The 15,110-nt window shown below is 33.6% G+C and carries 16 protein-coding genes and 2 pseudogenes; 12 read left to right on the top strand and 6 right to left on the bottom strand.

Translation table 11 applies throughout. From position 1 onward, the window contains the following. The first annotated feature begins 73 nt into the window (after positions 1-73). Positions 74-889, top strand: coding sequence for a Cof-type HAD-IIB family hydrolase (locus BLP58_RS03910; RefSeq protein WP_013854068.1), 816 nt, complete (start codon positions 74-76; stop codon positions 887-889). A gap of 46 nt (positions 890-935) precedes the next feature. Here BLP58_RS03910 and BLP58_RS03905 read toward each other — a convergent pair whose 3' ends face one another. Both BLP58_RS03905 and BLP58_RS03900 read right to left on the bottom strand, forming a co-directional pair. After that, positions 936-1,769, bottom strand: coding sequence for a hypothetical protein (locus tag BLP58_RS03905; protein WP_013854067.1), 834 nt, complete (start codon positions 1,767-1,769; stop codon positions 936-938). 18 nt (positions 1,770-1,787) lie between these two features. After that, positions 1,788-2,510, bottom strand: a complete 723-nt coding sequence (locus BLP58_RS03900) for a hypothetical protein (protein ID WP_025084157.1) — start codon at positions 2,508-2,510, stop codon at positions 1,788-1,790. A 615-nt stretch (positions 2,511-3,125) separates the two neighbouring features. On the opposite strand from BLP58_RS03900, the gene hpt reads away from it, so the two are divergent. From hpt to rlmD, 3 genes are all read left to right on the top strand, one after another. Then, the gene (hpt, locus tag BLP58_RS03895; protein WP_013854065.1) at positions 3,126-3,659 is read left to right on the top strand and encodes a hypoxanthine phosphoribosyltransferase; all 534 of its coding nucleotides are present in this window, start codon (positions 3,126-3,128) and stop codon (positions 3,657-3,659) included. A gap of 412 nt (positions 3,660-4,071) precedes the next feature. Beyond that, complete coding sequence (locus BLP58_RS12620; protein WP_013854064.1) at positions 4,072-4,197, top strand: TRAM domain-containing protein; 126 nt, start codon at positions 4,072-4,074, stop codon at positions 4,195-4,197. Further along, the gene (gene rlmD, locus BLP58_RS03890) at positions 4,169-5,446 is read left to right on the top strand and encodes a 23S rRNA (uracil(1939)-C(5))-methyltransferase RlmD (protein ID WP_013854063.1); all 1,278 of its coding nucleotides are present in this window, start codon (positions 4,169-4,171) and stop codon (positions 5,444-5,446) included. Before BLP58_RS12620 ends, rlmD begins: the two co-directional genes overlap by 29 nt. Positions 5,447-5,508: 62 nt before the next feature. Here the strand turns inward: rlmD and BLP58_RS12205 are convergent, their stop codons facing one another. From BLP58_RS12205 to BLP58_RS12070, 3 genes are read right to left on the bottom strand one after another with little or no spacing between them, the layout of a single operon-like run. Beyond that, positions 5,509-5,649, bottom strand: a complete 141-nt coding sequence (locus tag BLP58_RS12205) for a TraX family protein (protein WP_250825608.1) — start codon at positions 5,647-5,649, stop codon at positions 5,509-5,511. Beyond that, positions 5,649-6,167 (bottom strand): TraX family protein, encoded by a 519-nt coding sequence (locus BLP58_RS03885; protein WP_013854061.1) that lies wholly within the window; start codon positions 6,165-6,167, stop codon positions 5,649-5,651. Before BLP58_RS03885 ends, BLP58_RS12205 begins: the two co-directional genes overlap by 1 nt. Further along, complete coding sequence (locus tag BLP58_RS12070) at positions 6,140-6,277, bottom strand: hypothetical protein (RefSeq protein ID WP_013854060.1); 138 nt, start codon at positions 6,275-6,277, stop codon at positions 6,140-6,142. The genes BLP58_RS03885 and BLP58_RS12070 overlap by 28 nt, the downstream gene beginning before the upstream one ends. A 207-nt stretch (positions 6,278-6,484) precedes the next feature. On the opposite strand from BLP58_RS12070, the pseudogene BLP58_RS03880 reads away from it, so the two are divergent. From BLP58_RS03880 to BLP58_RS03865, 4 genes and pseudogenes are all read left to right on the top strand, one after another. Further along, positions 6,485-7,893 (top strand): annotated as a pseudogene (locus BLP58_RS03880) (FAD-binding oxidoreductase). 168 nt (positions 7,894-8,061) lie between these two features. Then, on the top strand, positions 8,062-8,613 hold the full coding sequence (locus tag BLP58_RS03875; protein ID WP_025084160.1) for a metal-dependent hydrolase: 552 nt from the start codon (positions 8,062-8,064) through the stop codon (positions 8,611-8,613). Between the two features lie 112 nt (positions 8,614-8,725). After that, positions 8,726-8,965, top strand: coding sequence for a hypothetical protein (locus BLP58_RS03870; protein WP_013854058.1), 240 nt, complete (start codon positions 8,726-8,728; stop codon positions 8,963-8,965). Between the two features lie 129 nt (positions 8,966-9,094). After that, positions 9,095-10,435, top strand: a complete 1,341-nt coding sequence (locus BLP58_RS03865; protein WP_013854057.1) for a hypothetical protein — start codon at positions 9,095-9,097, stop codon at positions 10,433-10,435. Between the two features lie 110 nt (positions 10,436-10,545). Here BLP58_RS03865 and BLP58_RS03860 read toward each other — a convergent pair whose 3' ends face one another. Continuing rightward, on the bottom strand, positions 10,546-11,796 hold the full coding sequence (locus tag BLP58_RS03860; protein ID WP_013854055.1) for a metallophosphoesterase family protein: 1,251 nt from the start codon (positions 11,794-11,796) through the stop codon (positions 10,546-10,548). Positions 11,797-11,914: 118 nt separating this feature from the next. Here BLP58_RS03860 and BLP58_RS03855 point away from each other — a divergent pair. The 4 genes and pseudogenes from BLP58_RS03855 (at position 11,915) to BLP58_RS03840 (ending at position 14,611) form a co-directional block, all read left to right on the top strand. Then, positions 11,915-12,571: pseudogene (locus BLP58_RS03855) on the top strand (DNA alkylation repair protein). Positions 12,572-12,628: 57 nt separating this feature from the next. Then, positions 12,629-13,267 (top strand): ABC transporter ATP-binding protein, encoded by a 639-nt coding sequence (locus BLP58_RS03850; protein WP_013854054.1) that lies wholly within the window; start codon positions 12,629-12,631, stop codon positions 13,265-13,267. Beyond that, a complete protein-coding gene (locus BLP58_RS03845; protein WP_013854053.1) occupies positions 13,264-14,025 on the top strand; it encodes an ABC transporter permease in 762 nt (253 codons plus the stop codon). Before BLP58_RS03850 ends, BLP58_RS03845 begins: the two co-directional genes overlap by 4 nt. A gap of 19 nt (positions 14,026-14,044) precedes the next feature. Then, on the top strand, positions 14,045-14,611 hold the full coding sequence (locus BLP58_RS03840; protein ID WP_013854052.1) for an RNA 2'-phosphotransferase: 567 nt from the start codon (positions 14,045-14,047) through the stop codon (positions 14,609-14,611). Positions 14,612-15,110: the final 499 nt, after the last annotated feature.

The following is a 15,110-nucleotide window of genomic DNA, read 5'->3' as shown; positions in this document are numbered from 1 at the left end:
TTATTCACTCAATGCATTTTTTATATTTTTAGTTTATACTGAAAACGTATTCAAAATAGAAAGTTGGAGTTGTATGTATAAACTAATCGCTTGTGATCTGGATGAAACTTTATTAAATGATGATACTCACGTAGGTAAACGTAATCGCAAAGCAATTGCAGCTGTTACCAAGATGGGCGTAAAATTTGTTCCTGCAACAGGACGCGGATTTAAAGCTATTACGCAAACTTTGCAAGAGATTAATCTAATCGATCAGCCTAATGAGTATGTCATCTCTTTTAATGGGGGATGCATTACTGAGAATAAAGATAATCAGGTAATGAAGTTTCAAGGACTATCTTGGCAGATGGCTAATCAACTTTATCAACTGGGGCAAAAATATGATGTTTGCATTCACGTGTATACCAAGGATATGCTGTACGTCTACAATACTAATAAAGAAGAAAATAAATATATTAACGGCCGTCATGTATATCGGATAATTGATAATGACAACCTTGATTTCTTAAAAGGTCAAGAGATTGCTAAAGAATTATATGGCAATCCTAATATGCCATATTTAAAAGAAATTGCTGCAGATTTAGGCGATTTAACTAATGAACTTGACGTATCATATTCTTCTAACCGTTACTTGGAATTCAACCATCAAGGAGTTAATAAAGGTGCAGGATTGTTGTGGTTAGCGCGTAAACTAGGCATTAAGCCAGAAGAAACAATGGCGTTAGGTGATAATTTTAATGATTTATCAATGATTAAGGCTGCTGGCTTAGGCGTGGGAATGGCTAACACGAATCCGGAGATGAAAGATCAATGTGATTTCATTACTACAGCCGATAATAATCATGACGGTGTAGCTGAAGCAATCGAACGTTTTGTTTTGCAAAAGTAATAGAGCATAATAAAGAGTTGGGGAAATTGATCCTCAGCTCTTATTTTTATTTGTGTGAATGCTTGCCTTTAATTTTTTGCCAAGGGATGAAAATACTAATGATTGCTAAAGCGATTAACGGAATAACAACAAATTTTAAGATATTTGCGTTTCTGTTTTGTGCCTTAACCTCAGCTTTATTTTTGGCCATTGCAGCTTTTTTAGCTTTTTCTTTGCTACCTGGTACTTTGTTTTTCTCCTGCTTTTTAGCTTTATTTTTAGCAGCAGCAATCTGCGTTTTGCTATTTGGTCCCGGAGTAACAGTACCTGGCATCTTGTTTTTCTGTCGCCATTCATCTAGAGACATCGTAGGATGGTATTGATTGTGCTGATCGTAGTAGCCTGGTGCGACAAAGCCTTTATCCGTATGATGGTAGTTACGATAAGCTTTTTTCGCATCATTGACAATATTTTGTTGTTTATCAGGTTGAATATGATGTTCATCAGCTTCACTATGGTGAGCAGGTAAATAGTCGCAATCGATATAAGTCATGCCACTAGGATTACTGGGATCAACTTCGAGTTTAGTAGTAACTTGACCAGCCAACTGGTAATCACCAATTTGCTTAGGCACTTGTCCCAGGTTAAACATTTTGCGTTCAGGGACACCATCTACTACTTTAACCGTATCAGCGTACATAGTTTGCAAGACTTGGCCATTTTCCTTATTAATGCAACGCCAGTAAGCAGATTGATAAGAGACAGATTCTTTACTTTGCGAAGTTTCACTTGAAGACTGCTCGCCGCCGCTATTATCCGCATACGCTATGTTAGGGCTAATCGCTATTAATGCAATTGGCAAAGCAGAAATCAGTTTAATGATAGTTTTTTTATTAAGCATATTAATCGCTTCCTTAATTTATTCGTCAGGTTCTATTTTTCTTACTACTTTTTTTATTTTGTGTAAAGGATAAGGAACCTGATCTTTTTTATAGTAATTTTTAGCAATCACTAGTACTTGATGTGTTTGTTTATTTGATCCTACTGGAACAAGTACCCAATCACCCACCATAATGGAATCATCATCAGTAAGATAATTATATTTTTTACCATACTCTTCAAATGTTACAGTCAAATAAATATAATCGTCTTTACAGCGCCGTCTACGTTTATAAAAATGTTCATCTAATAGTGGCCCCGTCGCAGGAATATCTAGTATTTCATGCAATAATTTCATTAACTCGTTCCACGGAGCAGGTAAGCTATATTTTTCGTAATCGCCACTAATTTGAATAGTCTTTAATTTGCGTCGAACAATTTTACATTTAAATTGACCTAAATCAGTAGAGGACACGACAACGTTTTTAGGCAATCCAGGGATTGTAGTAGTAAAATCAATTGGATTTAAGTTATCTAAAATTTTACTGATCTGATCCGTGAAAAAGTAGGTTGATGTTACCTTTAAATTGTCAGGTTGTTTACGGTGATAAGTGATTGTTTCTCTCTGACGATTCAATGTTAATCTTTCTTCATAGCCACTATTTTCTTTATATTGAATTTCCATTTTATCAATAAAATCTTCATGATTATTACCGTCAAAAACCATTAAGTCAGCTCTATCTAATGCATTTCGAATATCCATAGAAAGCTTATATAGAGCAAGCTCATTGCTATCTTCATAATTTATAAAGGGTAAGAGAAGAATTATTCTCTAAGGTGATTTCGGTTTCTTTAGGGGAAATTATAGTGTCATGTTTAAGTTCACCTATATAATTTAAGATAATTAAAATTCGTTTTAGAAATTTTTGAGCTAGTTCACTCGAAATTTTAAATTTTTCTGGTGGTTTTCCGATAATTGATTTTCGTTGTTCACTATTAAAAACCATTGATTGAACAATACATTTACCATTTTGATTAATAGTTAATAGTTCACCAAGCTTCCCACCAGGAATTTCGGAATCATGCTAAGGAATATATGGATTACCAACCCAAATTGCTACTTGAGTAGGAATACCATATTTTTTTGATTACATAATTATTTGTAGGCAAAGACATTAGGTCACCCTCTTTAATTACAATTATAACAAATTTTTGAAAAGGATTTCATTTATCACATTTGGTAAAACACGAACAATATAATTGCATAATTTGCTTTAATTAGCAAAATAACTTATTTTCGGTCAAAAAAGCTGTTAATTAATAAAATAATATGTTAAAATCTGATCGTTAACTAATTTGAAAGGGAACAATGATCAGAATGAACAACGATATTGAAAAAGTATTATTCAGTCAAGAACAACTTAATAGCCGCATGGATGAGATGGCAGCTCGCCTTAATGAAAAATACGCGGGTGAGGAGCCAATCGTCATTCCTGTACTGAATGGGGCAATGATATTTGCCAGTGACATGATTAAGCGATTGACTTTCAAATTAACTATTGATCCTATTAAGGCTTCAAGCTATGCTGGCACGAGTTCAACTGGCAATGTAAAGATTACGCAAGATATCAAGTCAGATGTTCAAGGTCGTCCCGTTATCTTTATGGAAGATATTATTGATACTGGCAGAACTTTGCAAGCCTTGACTAAGGTAATGGCCGGTCGGAGTGCTAAGAGCGTTGAAGTAATTGCGATGCTTGACAAGCCCGAAACACGTGTAGTAGATTTTCATGCAGATGATTATGGCTTTAAAGCACCTAATGAATTTCTAGTTGGTTACGGCTTAGACTACAACGGTCTTTACCGTAATTTGCCATTCGTCGGGGTGCTTAAGCAAAGAGTATATGCTTAAATCATCCGGAATAACTATATTAGCATTGCAATAAATAGCAATGTTTTTTTCTTTGGTCTAGTGTAAAAATAATTACAAGTACTGGTAAAAGTGCTATGATGGCTTTATTGGTATATATAATCTATACAGGGACAAGATTAGCTGATTTTGATAAGGATTCATTAAATTGGATAGTTTTCAATAAAATCAGTTTATTAATATATAAATTAGTTTAAGCATATAGTAATGCACTACTTACTTAAATGGGTCTCAACCTCGTATAGAATAGAAAGTGATAGTGACTTTAGCTTAAGCCAGCTCCTTTTAAGTTGACCATGTCAGTAAATTTTAATATCATATAGTTAAGAAGATTATTGATGGGCTTTAGTTATGGATATTTGATACCGGATTGAATATGTGAGGCGTATTTAAAATGAAGAAGAACGACATCGTAGAATTAACTATCGAAAGCCTTTCCCCGGAGGGAAGAGGCTTGGCCAAGTACAATGACAAATTAGTTTTTGTACGTGATGCTCTTCCTGGCTGGCGAAAAAGTTAAAGCTGAAGTCTTAGCAGTTCACGAAAACACAATGGCTGCTAAGAGTGTTGAAATTGTTAAAGCAAGTCCTGATAGAGTACAGGGCGATAATGAAAAATGGGCTAATAATGGTTATGTACGTTTAGCAAATTATAAATATGATAAGCAATTGGAATTTAAAAAGAGCAGAATCGAACAATTGCTTAAAAAGAACGAAATGGATGATGTTACAGTTAATGACGTTATCCCTAGTCCTAAGAAGCTAACGTATCGTAATGAGCTTGTTTTACCAGTTCGAGAAATTAATGGTCAACTAGAAGTGGGGTTCTATGAACCGAGAACAGCTAAGTTTATTCCACTTAATTCATATTTAATTGCCAATGAGAATGTAGCTCAAGATATTCTGGGCGTGAGAGATATTTTGCGTAAATTAAAGGTTTCAGCTTATAATCCTGAAACTAATACAGGCTTTATTCGTGATATTGATGTTCGCCGTTCGCACAGTAATAATGGAATGATTGTTACATTAGTTACTCATGAGAATGATCATTATGATTTACCAGAAATTGTGGGTTTAGTTACCCAAACTATGCATAATATCAACGGAATTGTTTTAAACTACAACCCGCATAAACCAACAGATGTGACTGATAGTGAACAAATCTTTGGCAAGAGCAATATCCCAATTTGGGGTGATGACTATGTTGAAGATACAATTAACGATATGACATTTAAAGTTTCACCTAAGAGCTTCTTCCAAGCTAATGGTAGTCAATTACAAACGATTATGGATTTAGCTTTGAACTTAGCTGATTTACACCCGGATGATAAATTAATCGATGCATATTGTGGTGTAGGCACACTCGGTCTGCTTGCAGCTAAAGATGTGGCTTCTGTTCGCGGAATTGAGAATGCTCAAGTTACTATTGAAGATGCTAGAGCCAATGCCAAGAAAAATAAGATTGACAATATTACCTTCTATAATGGCAGTGTAGAACAAATTTTGGCTCGTTTTGCTAAAAATGGCGAAAATGCTGACGTAATTATTACTGCACCACCAGTTAAAGGATTATCACAAGGCTTTATTGATGCAGCAGTAGAAATGAAACCTAGAAGAATTGTTTATGGTTCTGCTAATCCAGACACGATGGTTCGCGATTTGAAACGCTTTAAGAACAGTGGCTATACAACAAGTAAGTTATTACCAATTGATACTTCACCACAAACGCCTGATTTGAAGTGCTTCTGTGTTTTAACACCTGCTAAATAATTTAAATAATTAAAAAAAGCAGAATTCATCTTAAAATGAGTTCTGTTTTTTTGATTGCTTTTTTACCTAAAGAATAAATAATGTAAAATCATCAAAATCCATAAATGCAATGGATAAATAATATAGAAGAAATATTTAGTAATCCAGCTCTTTTTACCGCGCTGACCATTATACAGCCAGATAAATGGCAAAACCGATACCATCATCCACTCACTGTAAAAGTTAAGCTGGAGTATAAATCAGTTCTGGTTGTGTGAGCAGTGATTAGTGCTTTAATGAATAAAAGCAAGCACCAAATAAAGATGCCCCATGATTCAATTTTTGGCTTATGGTAACCAAAGTAGAAGATAAACAACACAGCTAAAAGATAAAGTCCACCTTCAAATATCGCGCTGAGAAATGTTAGGAAAATAGCTAAAATCAAGTACCACCATTTACGCTTGTTTTCTCTAAACAATTCAATAGCCCACATGATACCTAAAAAGATTGCCAAAGTAACTAGGATGTTATTTCCCTCAAGAACAGAGTAGACGGTCATCGTATGGGTGAGGTGGCTTGTGTTATGGAAGGCGAGGTTAATAATAATCTCACCAATCCAAGTAACCGCTGCGGCACCTAAGATTCTAAATAAGTATCGTTTCCGATTAGAAGTATGGAAGAATCCTTCTACTAAGAAATAAACAAACAGCGGTGCTACAAAACGGCAATCAAACTGCACCATTGTGGTAAAACATCTATTAAAGTATACGTATAAATATGATCAAAGATCATAAAGAAAACCGCAATTAATTTTAGTTGGTTTCCGTCTAAGCTAAAATTATGTGCTTTCATAAAAATCCCTTTCCTTAAAAATATCTGTTTAGAATTGTAACTGTAATAGTGAATTATTACAATAGTGGATTTATTAATACTTATCAGAGAATTATTAAAATAGAAAAATATTTCATCTCAAAAATTTAAATTAAGTCAAATAAGGCGTTAAAATATAACTGTGGTTATTAATCCGCTTACATTATTATTTTGAAAGGAGTTACTTCGATGAGTTATAACAAGATTACGAGTGAAGATCTCGAGCAATTGCGTTCTTTTATTGGGGATGAAGATCGTTTTATTACTAAACCTACTGTTCACTGGGATCATGATCAGTTCAAGACTGTACGTGCAATGCCTGATCTCGTTTTATTCAACCCATAACTAACGAGGAAGTAGAAAAGGTTGTAAAATATGCTAGCGATCACCATATTCCAATCGTGCCACGCGGTAATTCAACCGGCTTAATGGGAGCAAACTTAACTGTTGATGGCGGTATTCCCTTAGACATGATTAAGATGAACAAGATTTTGTCTTATGAACCAAATAACCTAACGATGACTGTTCAAGCCGGGATTAGACTAAAGGACATGGAAGAATTTTTAGCCGATAAGCCTTTTACTTACATGCCAGCACCAGCAATGCACTGGGCGACTGTTGGCGGTAATGTCGATACTAATGCTGGTGGCTTGAAGGCAATTAAATATGGTGTAACTAGAGAACACATTCGTGAATTGAAAGTTGTTTTGGCGGATGGCAAGCTTTATAAATTCGGTGCAAAGGCAGTTAAATCCTCTTCCGGTTATTCATTAAAAGATTTGATCATTGGTTCTGAAGGTACATTAGGCGTTGTTACTGAGGTAACTGTTCGTTTGTATCCACGTCCTAAGGAAATTATTAATGCTTTGATCCCATATCCAACTTTAACGCAAGCAATTAAATCAGTCCCTGCAATTTTAGCTTCAGGAGTTGTGCCGACTACGGTTGAATTTATGGGTCTCAAAGTGATTGACTTGTGGGAAAGTTATGCAAATTAAAAATCCCCAGTATCTAAAGGCAATGGTTTCATTATTGTAGGGATTGATGCCTTTACTAAGGGCGAAGTTGAAGCTGAGCTTAAACAAGTATTAGAGACCGTTAGACAATTTGACGCCGGCAAAGCTGTTGTTTTAGCAGCTGATTCAGATGAAGCTAAATTAATTTGGAAAGCCCGTGAAGAACTATTGCTAGCAATTCAGAAGTCAACGCCAATGATGGATGAAGTTGATATTTCAGTGCCGATTGATCATATTCCTGATGTTTTGAAGAGAATTGATGAATTGGAAAAGAAAGTAGGGATGCGCATCCCTAACTTTGGTCATGCTGGTGATGGTAACTTGCACATCTATCTCTGCTCAGATGACGATTCTAAGGAAGTTTACGCTAAAAAGAGCAAAGAAGTTATTACTGAATTGTATAAGAAAGCCAAAGAAGTAGACGGCAACATGTCAGGTGAACACGGTATTGGTTACGCCAAAGAGCCATACTTTGAAGATTATTATGGTAAGGATTATGTCGAAATGCTCAGAAAGATCAAATTAGCCTTTGATCCAAATGATGTAATTAATCCAGATAAGGTCTTTCCAATGCATGATTAAATAAGATTTGTACTCAATATAAGATGAAGTAAATAAGTCATATAAGTTAGTTGCTTTTATGGCTTATTTATTTTGATACACACGAAAGTGAAAAGTGACTATAACTGTTAATATTGAGCTTTTGCATGCTACAATATAGTTAATTACTAGGAAGTGAGGTGAAGTCAAATACTAACGCGATCACATCGATTATGTAGCATTGCAGTTGTAGAACTAGGCTTAATTGCTAGTAATGCCTTTTTAACTAATTTATCTTCTAATGTCATTATCTTACTAGCTACAGGAGTTGGCGCTTCCTTGCCTGATATTGATGAATATAATAGTACAACTAGTCGAAAGTCACTGATAAACTTCAGTCTGTTTCTTCGTCATCGTGGGATTACCCATTCATTATTGGGTTGGTTAATTTTTTCTGTGGGTTTATTCTACATAATGAATTATTTCATTAAAATTCAATTGAGAATAGGTCAATTGCCTAATTGGTGGGGTAGTATTTGGCTAGGATTAATAATTGGATATTTCTTGCATTTAGTTGAGGACAGTTTTAGCAAGCAGGGTGTTCATTGGTTAGCCCCATTTTCTAAAAATAAATTTAAACGAAGCTGGTATAGATATAAGGTAGGCGGAGCTTTTGAAAAAATGATGACTTTCTTAGCTACCTTGGGAATTATTTTTATGACAGGATATTGGATTTGGTTAACAATGGCACCTGAAGTTTAATAAGTAATATATTACTTTTTACCAAGTAAATTATTTACTTCACTTGGTAAATTCATAAACTTGGTGTTATAATATCCGTGTTGGAAATGTTTTAAGAAAAGAGATATTTTAAATGAATCAAATTGCATTTAATCAACAATTATCAGATAAGTTAAATGAAGTTCTTAACCCAACCTTGTATTCAACACCTGGTAAGGGCGAAATTACTGTTGTTGCTAATGAAAAGAATGATTTGCGTGAATATCGCATTGTTACTGAAGGCAATAAGGTGGTTAAGGTCGAAGATGCATATGACGCTGAACATGATGCCGATTATGATAAGATGATGGATTTCCTTAAGGATTACCGTTAATTACAAAAAAACTGAATATTAATTAAGGCCAGAGCTTTTTTAAGTTCTGGCCTTTTTCTCTGATCATATGTTTGATATAATTTAATTTAGAACTAACGTACGAGATATGAAAGTAGCGCGGTGAATAATATGAGTTTAGCAAAAGAATATAAGATTAATGGTATTCATTTAGACTTTAAACAGACTGATAATAATAAACAAATCACTCATAAGAAAGAATTACTTGCTAAAATCAGAAAAAAACAACAGAAAAATAAAAAGACTAAAACAGGTCAACATCTTACAGAAGATGGAAGTAAGATCAAAAAATTAAAGAGGCAAGTAGAAAAAGTCCAGGCAGAAAAGAGTGCTTTACTTTTAAAGAATCAAAAACAAGAGAGAACGATAAAAAAACTAGAACAACAGCAACACCAATTTAATAAGAAATTAGCAGCAATTAAGACTAAAAAAGAAGAAAAAATAAAACAAATTATTTCTAGAATTGATGTTCAAACAGCTCAGGTTGAGAAAGTAAAAAAAGAACAAGCTTGGCTTGTTGAGCAGGGGTTAAGACCTGGAGATGATATTCAAGAATTTATTAAAAATCTTACGCAACAAAATGAGTTATTAGCTATTCTAATTCAAATAGTAATAACTAATAATGAGCATTTGCTACTTACAAAACGAGCAGCAACTAAAGGCGAGCGAGAACTCGAAAAACAAGTTCGAAAATTGCAAAGAGAGAATAAACAACATGGTCAAACCAATAATGCCCTTAATAAAAAACTTGGTTTGCTTCGAAAAAAACGTAGCGAACTTTTAAAGAAATTGCAGCATCAACAACAAAGACAAATAATGTCACCAGAATTGATGATTAATCAACTAATTGAACATTGCAATATTGATAATCTAGATTCTTATCGTCAATTAAACAAGTTAAACCAAAAATACCAAAAAGTAATGAATGACTTTTTATCGTTAAATCAAAAACGACAATATAGTTACGGTTATCTTGAATTGAAACAAGGCGAATATATCTTACACGACATCAATCAAAACAAATCTTATCAAGTATTTGTTCCAGCTACGATCGTTGATAATCCTAAATTTTCACTATCTAAGGTTGTCCGTTGTCATTTAGATGAATTAAGTTGTTGGTGGGTTGATCGTTTTTATGAAACGCTTGCTCTTTCTACTAATCATCGACATCTAACTACTCATAAAAAGAAAAGTAAAAGAGGAATTCAAGAACAAAAACCCACCATTTATCTAAGTAATAAACGGGAATTGACTTGGCTTAAAGATAAGAAGTTAGTTGTTGTTGGCAATAAGTATTCAGCTAGCTTTATTAATGAGATCAAGAAGTATTGTAAAGTTCAAATTTTCGATGCATACGAAGATGGAATCGAACAGATTTTTAAAGCAATGCACGCTGCCGATTTTGTATTTTTGTTAATCGGTTGTTCCCCATGCAATCACAATGTACACTAGACAAACTTCTGGCCTTGATAAGCAATCAACTAAAGTGCAGACCTTCGAAATACCTGCCAAATATGATGGTGTGATTCGCTTACATTATTTGTATGCTAATCGATGAATAATTATTCATCTTTAAAATCAAGTTTTAATTTCCAACTATTCTCATTTACTGCCAACAAAGTATCTAAATATGCTTTCATCTCGGGTAGTTTTTGGGTAATTAACTGATAAGCTGTTTTCGCTTTAAGCTTTTGTCTTTGTGCAGAGGAATAGTTGCTTTTGCCGACAAAGAAATTCCAATTAAGTTGATCAATGAAATCAATAATCTCTTTTTGTTCTTTAGGGTTAGTAACTTCCCGGTATAGCCAGCTCATCTGACTGCGATTAGTAAAATCAAAAATATCAGCTAAATATTTTTGAAAAGCTTTTTGAGGTAGTTGAGATTTTTCATTATCTGTTAGATATGGAGACATCGTAAAAGAATAACGTTGATATGATAACTGATCAATTGAAATATCAATTATCCCATATCCTTGATCAGTCATACAAAAGCAAGAAGTAGCGATATCGGGAGTTAAGCATTCAGAATCGCCACGAATAATATTCTGAGCATGGATATGACCCGAAAAAACAGCCGCAACATGATATTGATTGCATAATTTGCGTAGATCACCTGCATTATCTAATGTATAACCACCGTGAATAATTTTATTATGATCATATAGATTGTGATGCATAAAAAGAAGTGAATGCTGATTATTAGATCTAGCTTTAGCTAAATCAACTGCTAGCCATTCTAATTGCTGCATTGATAATTCGCCATTTGTAGTAGGTGAAGCGTTTGATTCGTGCTGCCCATAAATATTTGTATCTAGAAAAACGAGATGATATTTTTTATTTAAGTTAACACTATAGGAAAGTGAAGTTGGATCAGTGTTAATGGAATTTTGATAGCCATCAGAAAAAATTCGTTTCCAATCAAAAGGACTAATTTGTGCAGCATATAGTTCTTTATCATTTTCAAATTTTCTAGCCCAACCATCAAAAATGTCATGATTACCAGGTATAGTAAATAAATGAATGCCTGCTTTTAATAAAGGTGCAAATATCTTATGCAATCGCTCAGCTGATGCTTTTTCACCATTAAAAGTTAAATCGCCCGTAATAATTAAAGCTGTAGGTTTTTTCTTCAAAAGCATGCGAGTGAAGGCAGTTAAAGCAATTTCTTGATAATCAAGATCTTTACCAGCACTAGTATCACGCATATGCTGAAAAGCTATGCCATCATCATGTAATTCGTTTGCAATTAGATGCGTATCAGAGATTAAATATAATCTGGCATCCCTGTCCTTGGTAATAAATTTGGTTGTCATCTGATCACTTTCTTTCACAATTCTAATTTAAATTTTAGCACTGAATTAAGGCTTATTTTTGCAATTAATTAGAGAAACAAATATCATGAAGTTAGCAATTATATATTGAGGACTAAAAATGAATTATCAAGAATTAAAGCAACAATTTGAACAAGATTTTAATCCTAAAAAAGTTAAACAATTAGCAAGTTATATGCGAAATCAGTTTGAATTCTATGGCTACCATACGCCACAAAGACGAGCAATCTATCATAATTTTCTTTTAGAAGAAAAGAAAAAACAACGTATTGATTGGACATTGCTGAATCAAGCATGGGCCGATCCTCATCGTGAGATGCAATATTTTGTTTGTGATTATTTAATTGCGATGCAAAAGCATTTGTCTTTCGCTTAAATGACCAAAATCGAGCATTTTGCTCGAACTAAACAATGGTGGGACACAATTGACAGTTTAATCAAGCCAATCGGTAACCTAGGTTTGCGAGATAAGCGAATTAATTCTTTGATGCTGCGGTGGTCTACAGATAATGACTTTTGGTTACGCAGAATCGCAATTGAACACCAATTATTACGAAAAGAGCAGATGAATACGGAACTACTTAATAAGATCTTGCAAAATAATTTAGGAAGCCAAGAATTTTTCATCAATAAAGCAATTGGTTGGGCCTTGCGCGATTATTCTAAAACCAATCCTAAATGGGTAAAACAATTCATTAAGCAAAATATAGATAAAATGGCGAAATTATCTGTTACCGAAGGTTCAAAGTATTTATAGTGTTTTAGCTTTACATAATTTTTGTAATATCAAGTTAATTATTTAGAAAGACAAATTATGGCAATCATTGAATTACAACAAGTAGGTTATCGAGTTAAAGATAAACAAATTCTACAAAAAATTTCTTTTTCAGTTGAGAAAAACGATTTTTTAACTTTGGTTGGTCCTTCAGGTATAGGCAAAAGTACTATTCTGAAATTAGCAGCTAATTTAATTAGTCCAACAGAAGGTAAAATTTTATACCTAAAACAAAATATTACACAACTTGATCCTATTAAGTATCGAAGAGCTGTTTCTTATTGCTTCCAGCAACCAGCTCTATTTGGCAAAACTGTAAAAGATAATTTGATTTTCCCGTATCAGATTAGAAAGAAGCCAGTAAATCAGTCCCACTTAACTGATTTACTGGAACAAGTTGATTTACCAGCTAACTTTTTGAATAAAGAAATCACGGCCTTATCAGGTGGAGAAAAGCAACGAGTTGCATTAATTCGTAATTTGATCTTTTTACCTAAAGTTTTACTATTAGATGAGGTTACTACGGGACTTGATGAACAAAGCAAATGCATTGTTCACCAACTGATTAAAGCAATCTATGAACAAGGAGTAACAATTATACAAGTTACCCATGATCAGAGTGAAATTAATTCAGCCACTAACATTATTCAGATTCAGAAGGATGGAATAAAAAAGTGAAAAATGTTGTAGTTAGTAATTGGTCTCTAGTTTTAGCATTTGCACTAGTTCTTGTATCCGTTGCTATTTCAGCTAAAGAAAAACTAGGTTTAACGAAAGATATTCTAGTTAGTGTAGCTAGAGCTATTGTACAGTTAATTATTATCGGCTTTATTCTAAAATTTATATTTCATGTTAATGCATTATGGCTGACTCTTGCTTCAACCCTAATCATTATTTTCAACGCCTCATGGAATGCCTATGAACGTAATCCAAATCCACATCGTAAATTAATCGATTCGATTGTTGCAGAAGCAATAGGAACTTATGTTACATTAGGTTTATTAATCATTTCGGAAGTGATTAAACCTATTCCGATGCAAGTCATTCCAATTACAGGGATGATCGCGGGAAATGAAATGGTAGCTGTAGGTCTTTGTTACAAAGCATTGAATAATAGTTTTCATGATCTACGTGAACCAGTTTTAGAAAGATTGGCATTAGGAAGCGACATTAAAATGGCTTCAATGCCAATTTTGCGTAGAAGCATTAAAACGGCAATGCAGCCAACAATTGATTCTGCTAAGACAGTTGGATTGGTTAATCTGCCCGGCATGATGTCTGGATTAATTTTTGCAGGAGTCAATCCGGTCTATGCAATTAAGTACCAAATCATGATCACCTTCATGTTGCTTTCAGCTACTGGCCTAGGTGCAGTAATTAGCGGTTATTTAGCTTACAAGAATTATTTTAATAAACAAATGCAATTGCGCGATTAATTAAAGAAAAGAGATTAACATGCAAGAAAGATCAGATCATCGCAATAATGTTTTTATTAGTAAAAAGATGTCTTATTGTTTGCGTCACAATCCAGCTAAATATGGACTTAAGTTAGACGAATATGGTTTTGTAGATTTACAAGACTTTTTAAATGCAATGAATAGCATGCATCATTTTAGTCCTAAACTTACTGAAATGAAAATTCGTGAGATTATGCATGATAGTGATAAAGAACGTTTTGAAATTAAAAAAGGCACAATTTGTGCATTATATGGTCATTCAGTACCTGGTATTATTAAACGCAAAAAGGCTGTTCCACCTAAAGTACTATATCATGGAACAGCTCATCGCTTTTTAAAGAGTATTAAAAAAGAAAGACTGTTGCCGATGGGGCGACAGTACGTGCATTTATCTACTGATATTGAAATGGCTATGTCCGTAGGAAAAAGACGAGATTCTCATCCAGCAATTTTACGTATTAATGCAGAAAAAGCCTATCAAGACGGAATTGATTTTTACATAGGCAATGATGAAGTGTGGCTATGTGATCATGTGCCTAGTGATTATTTAACGCAGCTATCTTAATTTATTTAGTAGTTAAAGAGCGAACAAATAAAGAAAAAGTTTAAATATCAGGAACTGTACAATTACAAATAAAGTAAGAAAGAATTTACTTTGTAGCTTGATTTTTAAATAACAAGTGTTATTATAGTAAGTGTAAGGAATAAAAAACAATTTAAATGTGGGGTAATAAGGATGTTAGAAACAGTTATCAGCGAAAGTAAATTACATTTTGCAGTTAAAGATTTATCAATTAGCAGTGTTAAAAAGATGCTTGAGCAGGATGGCTGGACTAGCGAAAACTAGCATCAAATTACTTCATTAAGTTAAAAAAGCAGGACTAGCATCAAATTACTTCATTAAGTTAAAAAAGCAGGGCTGGAACTTTACTTTATCCATGTCTTGCTTTTTATTTTGCATTATTTTTTGATCTTCAAACAAAAGTATATAATCCTGAGTTTGACAGTTTTAGAAGATAAAAAAGCCCTAGATTGCCTATTTATTAGGCTTTCTGGGGCTTTTA

The sequence above is a fragment of the Lactobacillus kefiranofaciens genome (assembly GCF_900103655.1).
Classification (GTDB): Bacteria; Bacillota; Bacilli; order Lactobacillales; family Lactobacillaceae; genus Lactobacillus; species Lactobacillus kefiranofaciens.
Note: the sequence above shows the minus strand (reverse complement) of the source record. Positions and strands in the feature narration are given on the sequence as shown.

Bases quoted from the DNA above. Each gene is read 5' to 3' on its own strand.
- hpt (WP_013854065.1), top strand. From the start codon at position 3,126: ATGAACAACGATATTGAAAAAGTATTATTCAGTCAAGAACAACTTAAT.
- BLP58_RS03885 (WP_013854061.1), bottom strand. From the start codon at position 6,167: ATGGTGCAGTTTGATTGCCGTTTTGTAGCACCGCTGTTTGTTTATTTC.
- BLP58_RS12205 (WP_250825608.1), bottom strand. From the start codon at position 5,649: ATGGTATCGGTTTTGCCATTTATCTGGCTGTATAATGGTCAGCGCGGT.
- BLP58_RS03865 (WP_013854057.1), top strand. From the start codon at position 9,095: ATGAGTTTAGCAAAAGAATATAAGATTAATGGTATTCATTTAGACTTT.
- BLP58_RS03870 (WP_013854058.1), top strand. From the start codon at position 8,726: ATGAATCAAATTGCATTTAATCAACAATTATCAGATAAGTTAAATGAA.
- BLP58_RS03900 (WP_025084157.1), bottom strand. From the start codon at position 2,510: ATGGATATTCGAAATGCATTAGATAGAGCTGACTTAATGGTTTTTGAC.
- BLP58_RS03860 (WP_013854055.1), bottom strand. From the start codon at position 11,796: ATGACAACCAAATTTATTACCAAGGACAGGGATGCCAGATTATATTTA.
- BLP58_RS12070 (WP_013854060.1), bottom strand. From the start codon at position 6,277: ATGAAAGCACATAATTTTAGCTTAGACGGAAACCAACTAAAATTAATT.
- BLP58_RS03850 (WP_013854054.1), top strand. From the start codon at position 12,629: ATGGCAATCATTGAATTACAACAAGTAGGTTATCGAGTTAAAGATAAA.
- BLP58_RS12620 (WP_013854064.1), top strand. From the start codon at position 4,072: ATGAAGAAGAACGACATCGTAGAATTAACTATCGAAAGCCTTTCCCCG.
- rlmD (WP_013854063.1), top strand. From the start codon at position 4,169: ATGCTCTTCCTGGCTGGCGAAAAAGTTAAAGCTGAAGTCTTAGCAGTT.
- BLP58_RS03910 (WP_013854068.1), top strand. From the start codon at position 74: ATGTATAAACTAATCGCTTGTGATCTGGATGAAACTTTATTAAATGAT.
- BLP58_RS03840 (WP_013854052.1), top strand. From the start codon at position 14,045: ATGCAAGAAAGATCAGATCATCGCAATAATGTTTTTATTAGTAAAAAG.
- BLP58_RS03905 (WP_013854067.1), bottom strand. From the start codon at position 1,769: ATGCTTAATAAAAAAACTATCATTAAACTGATTTCTGCTTTGCCAATT.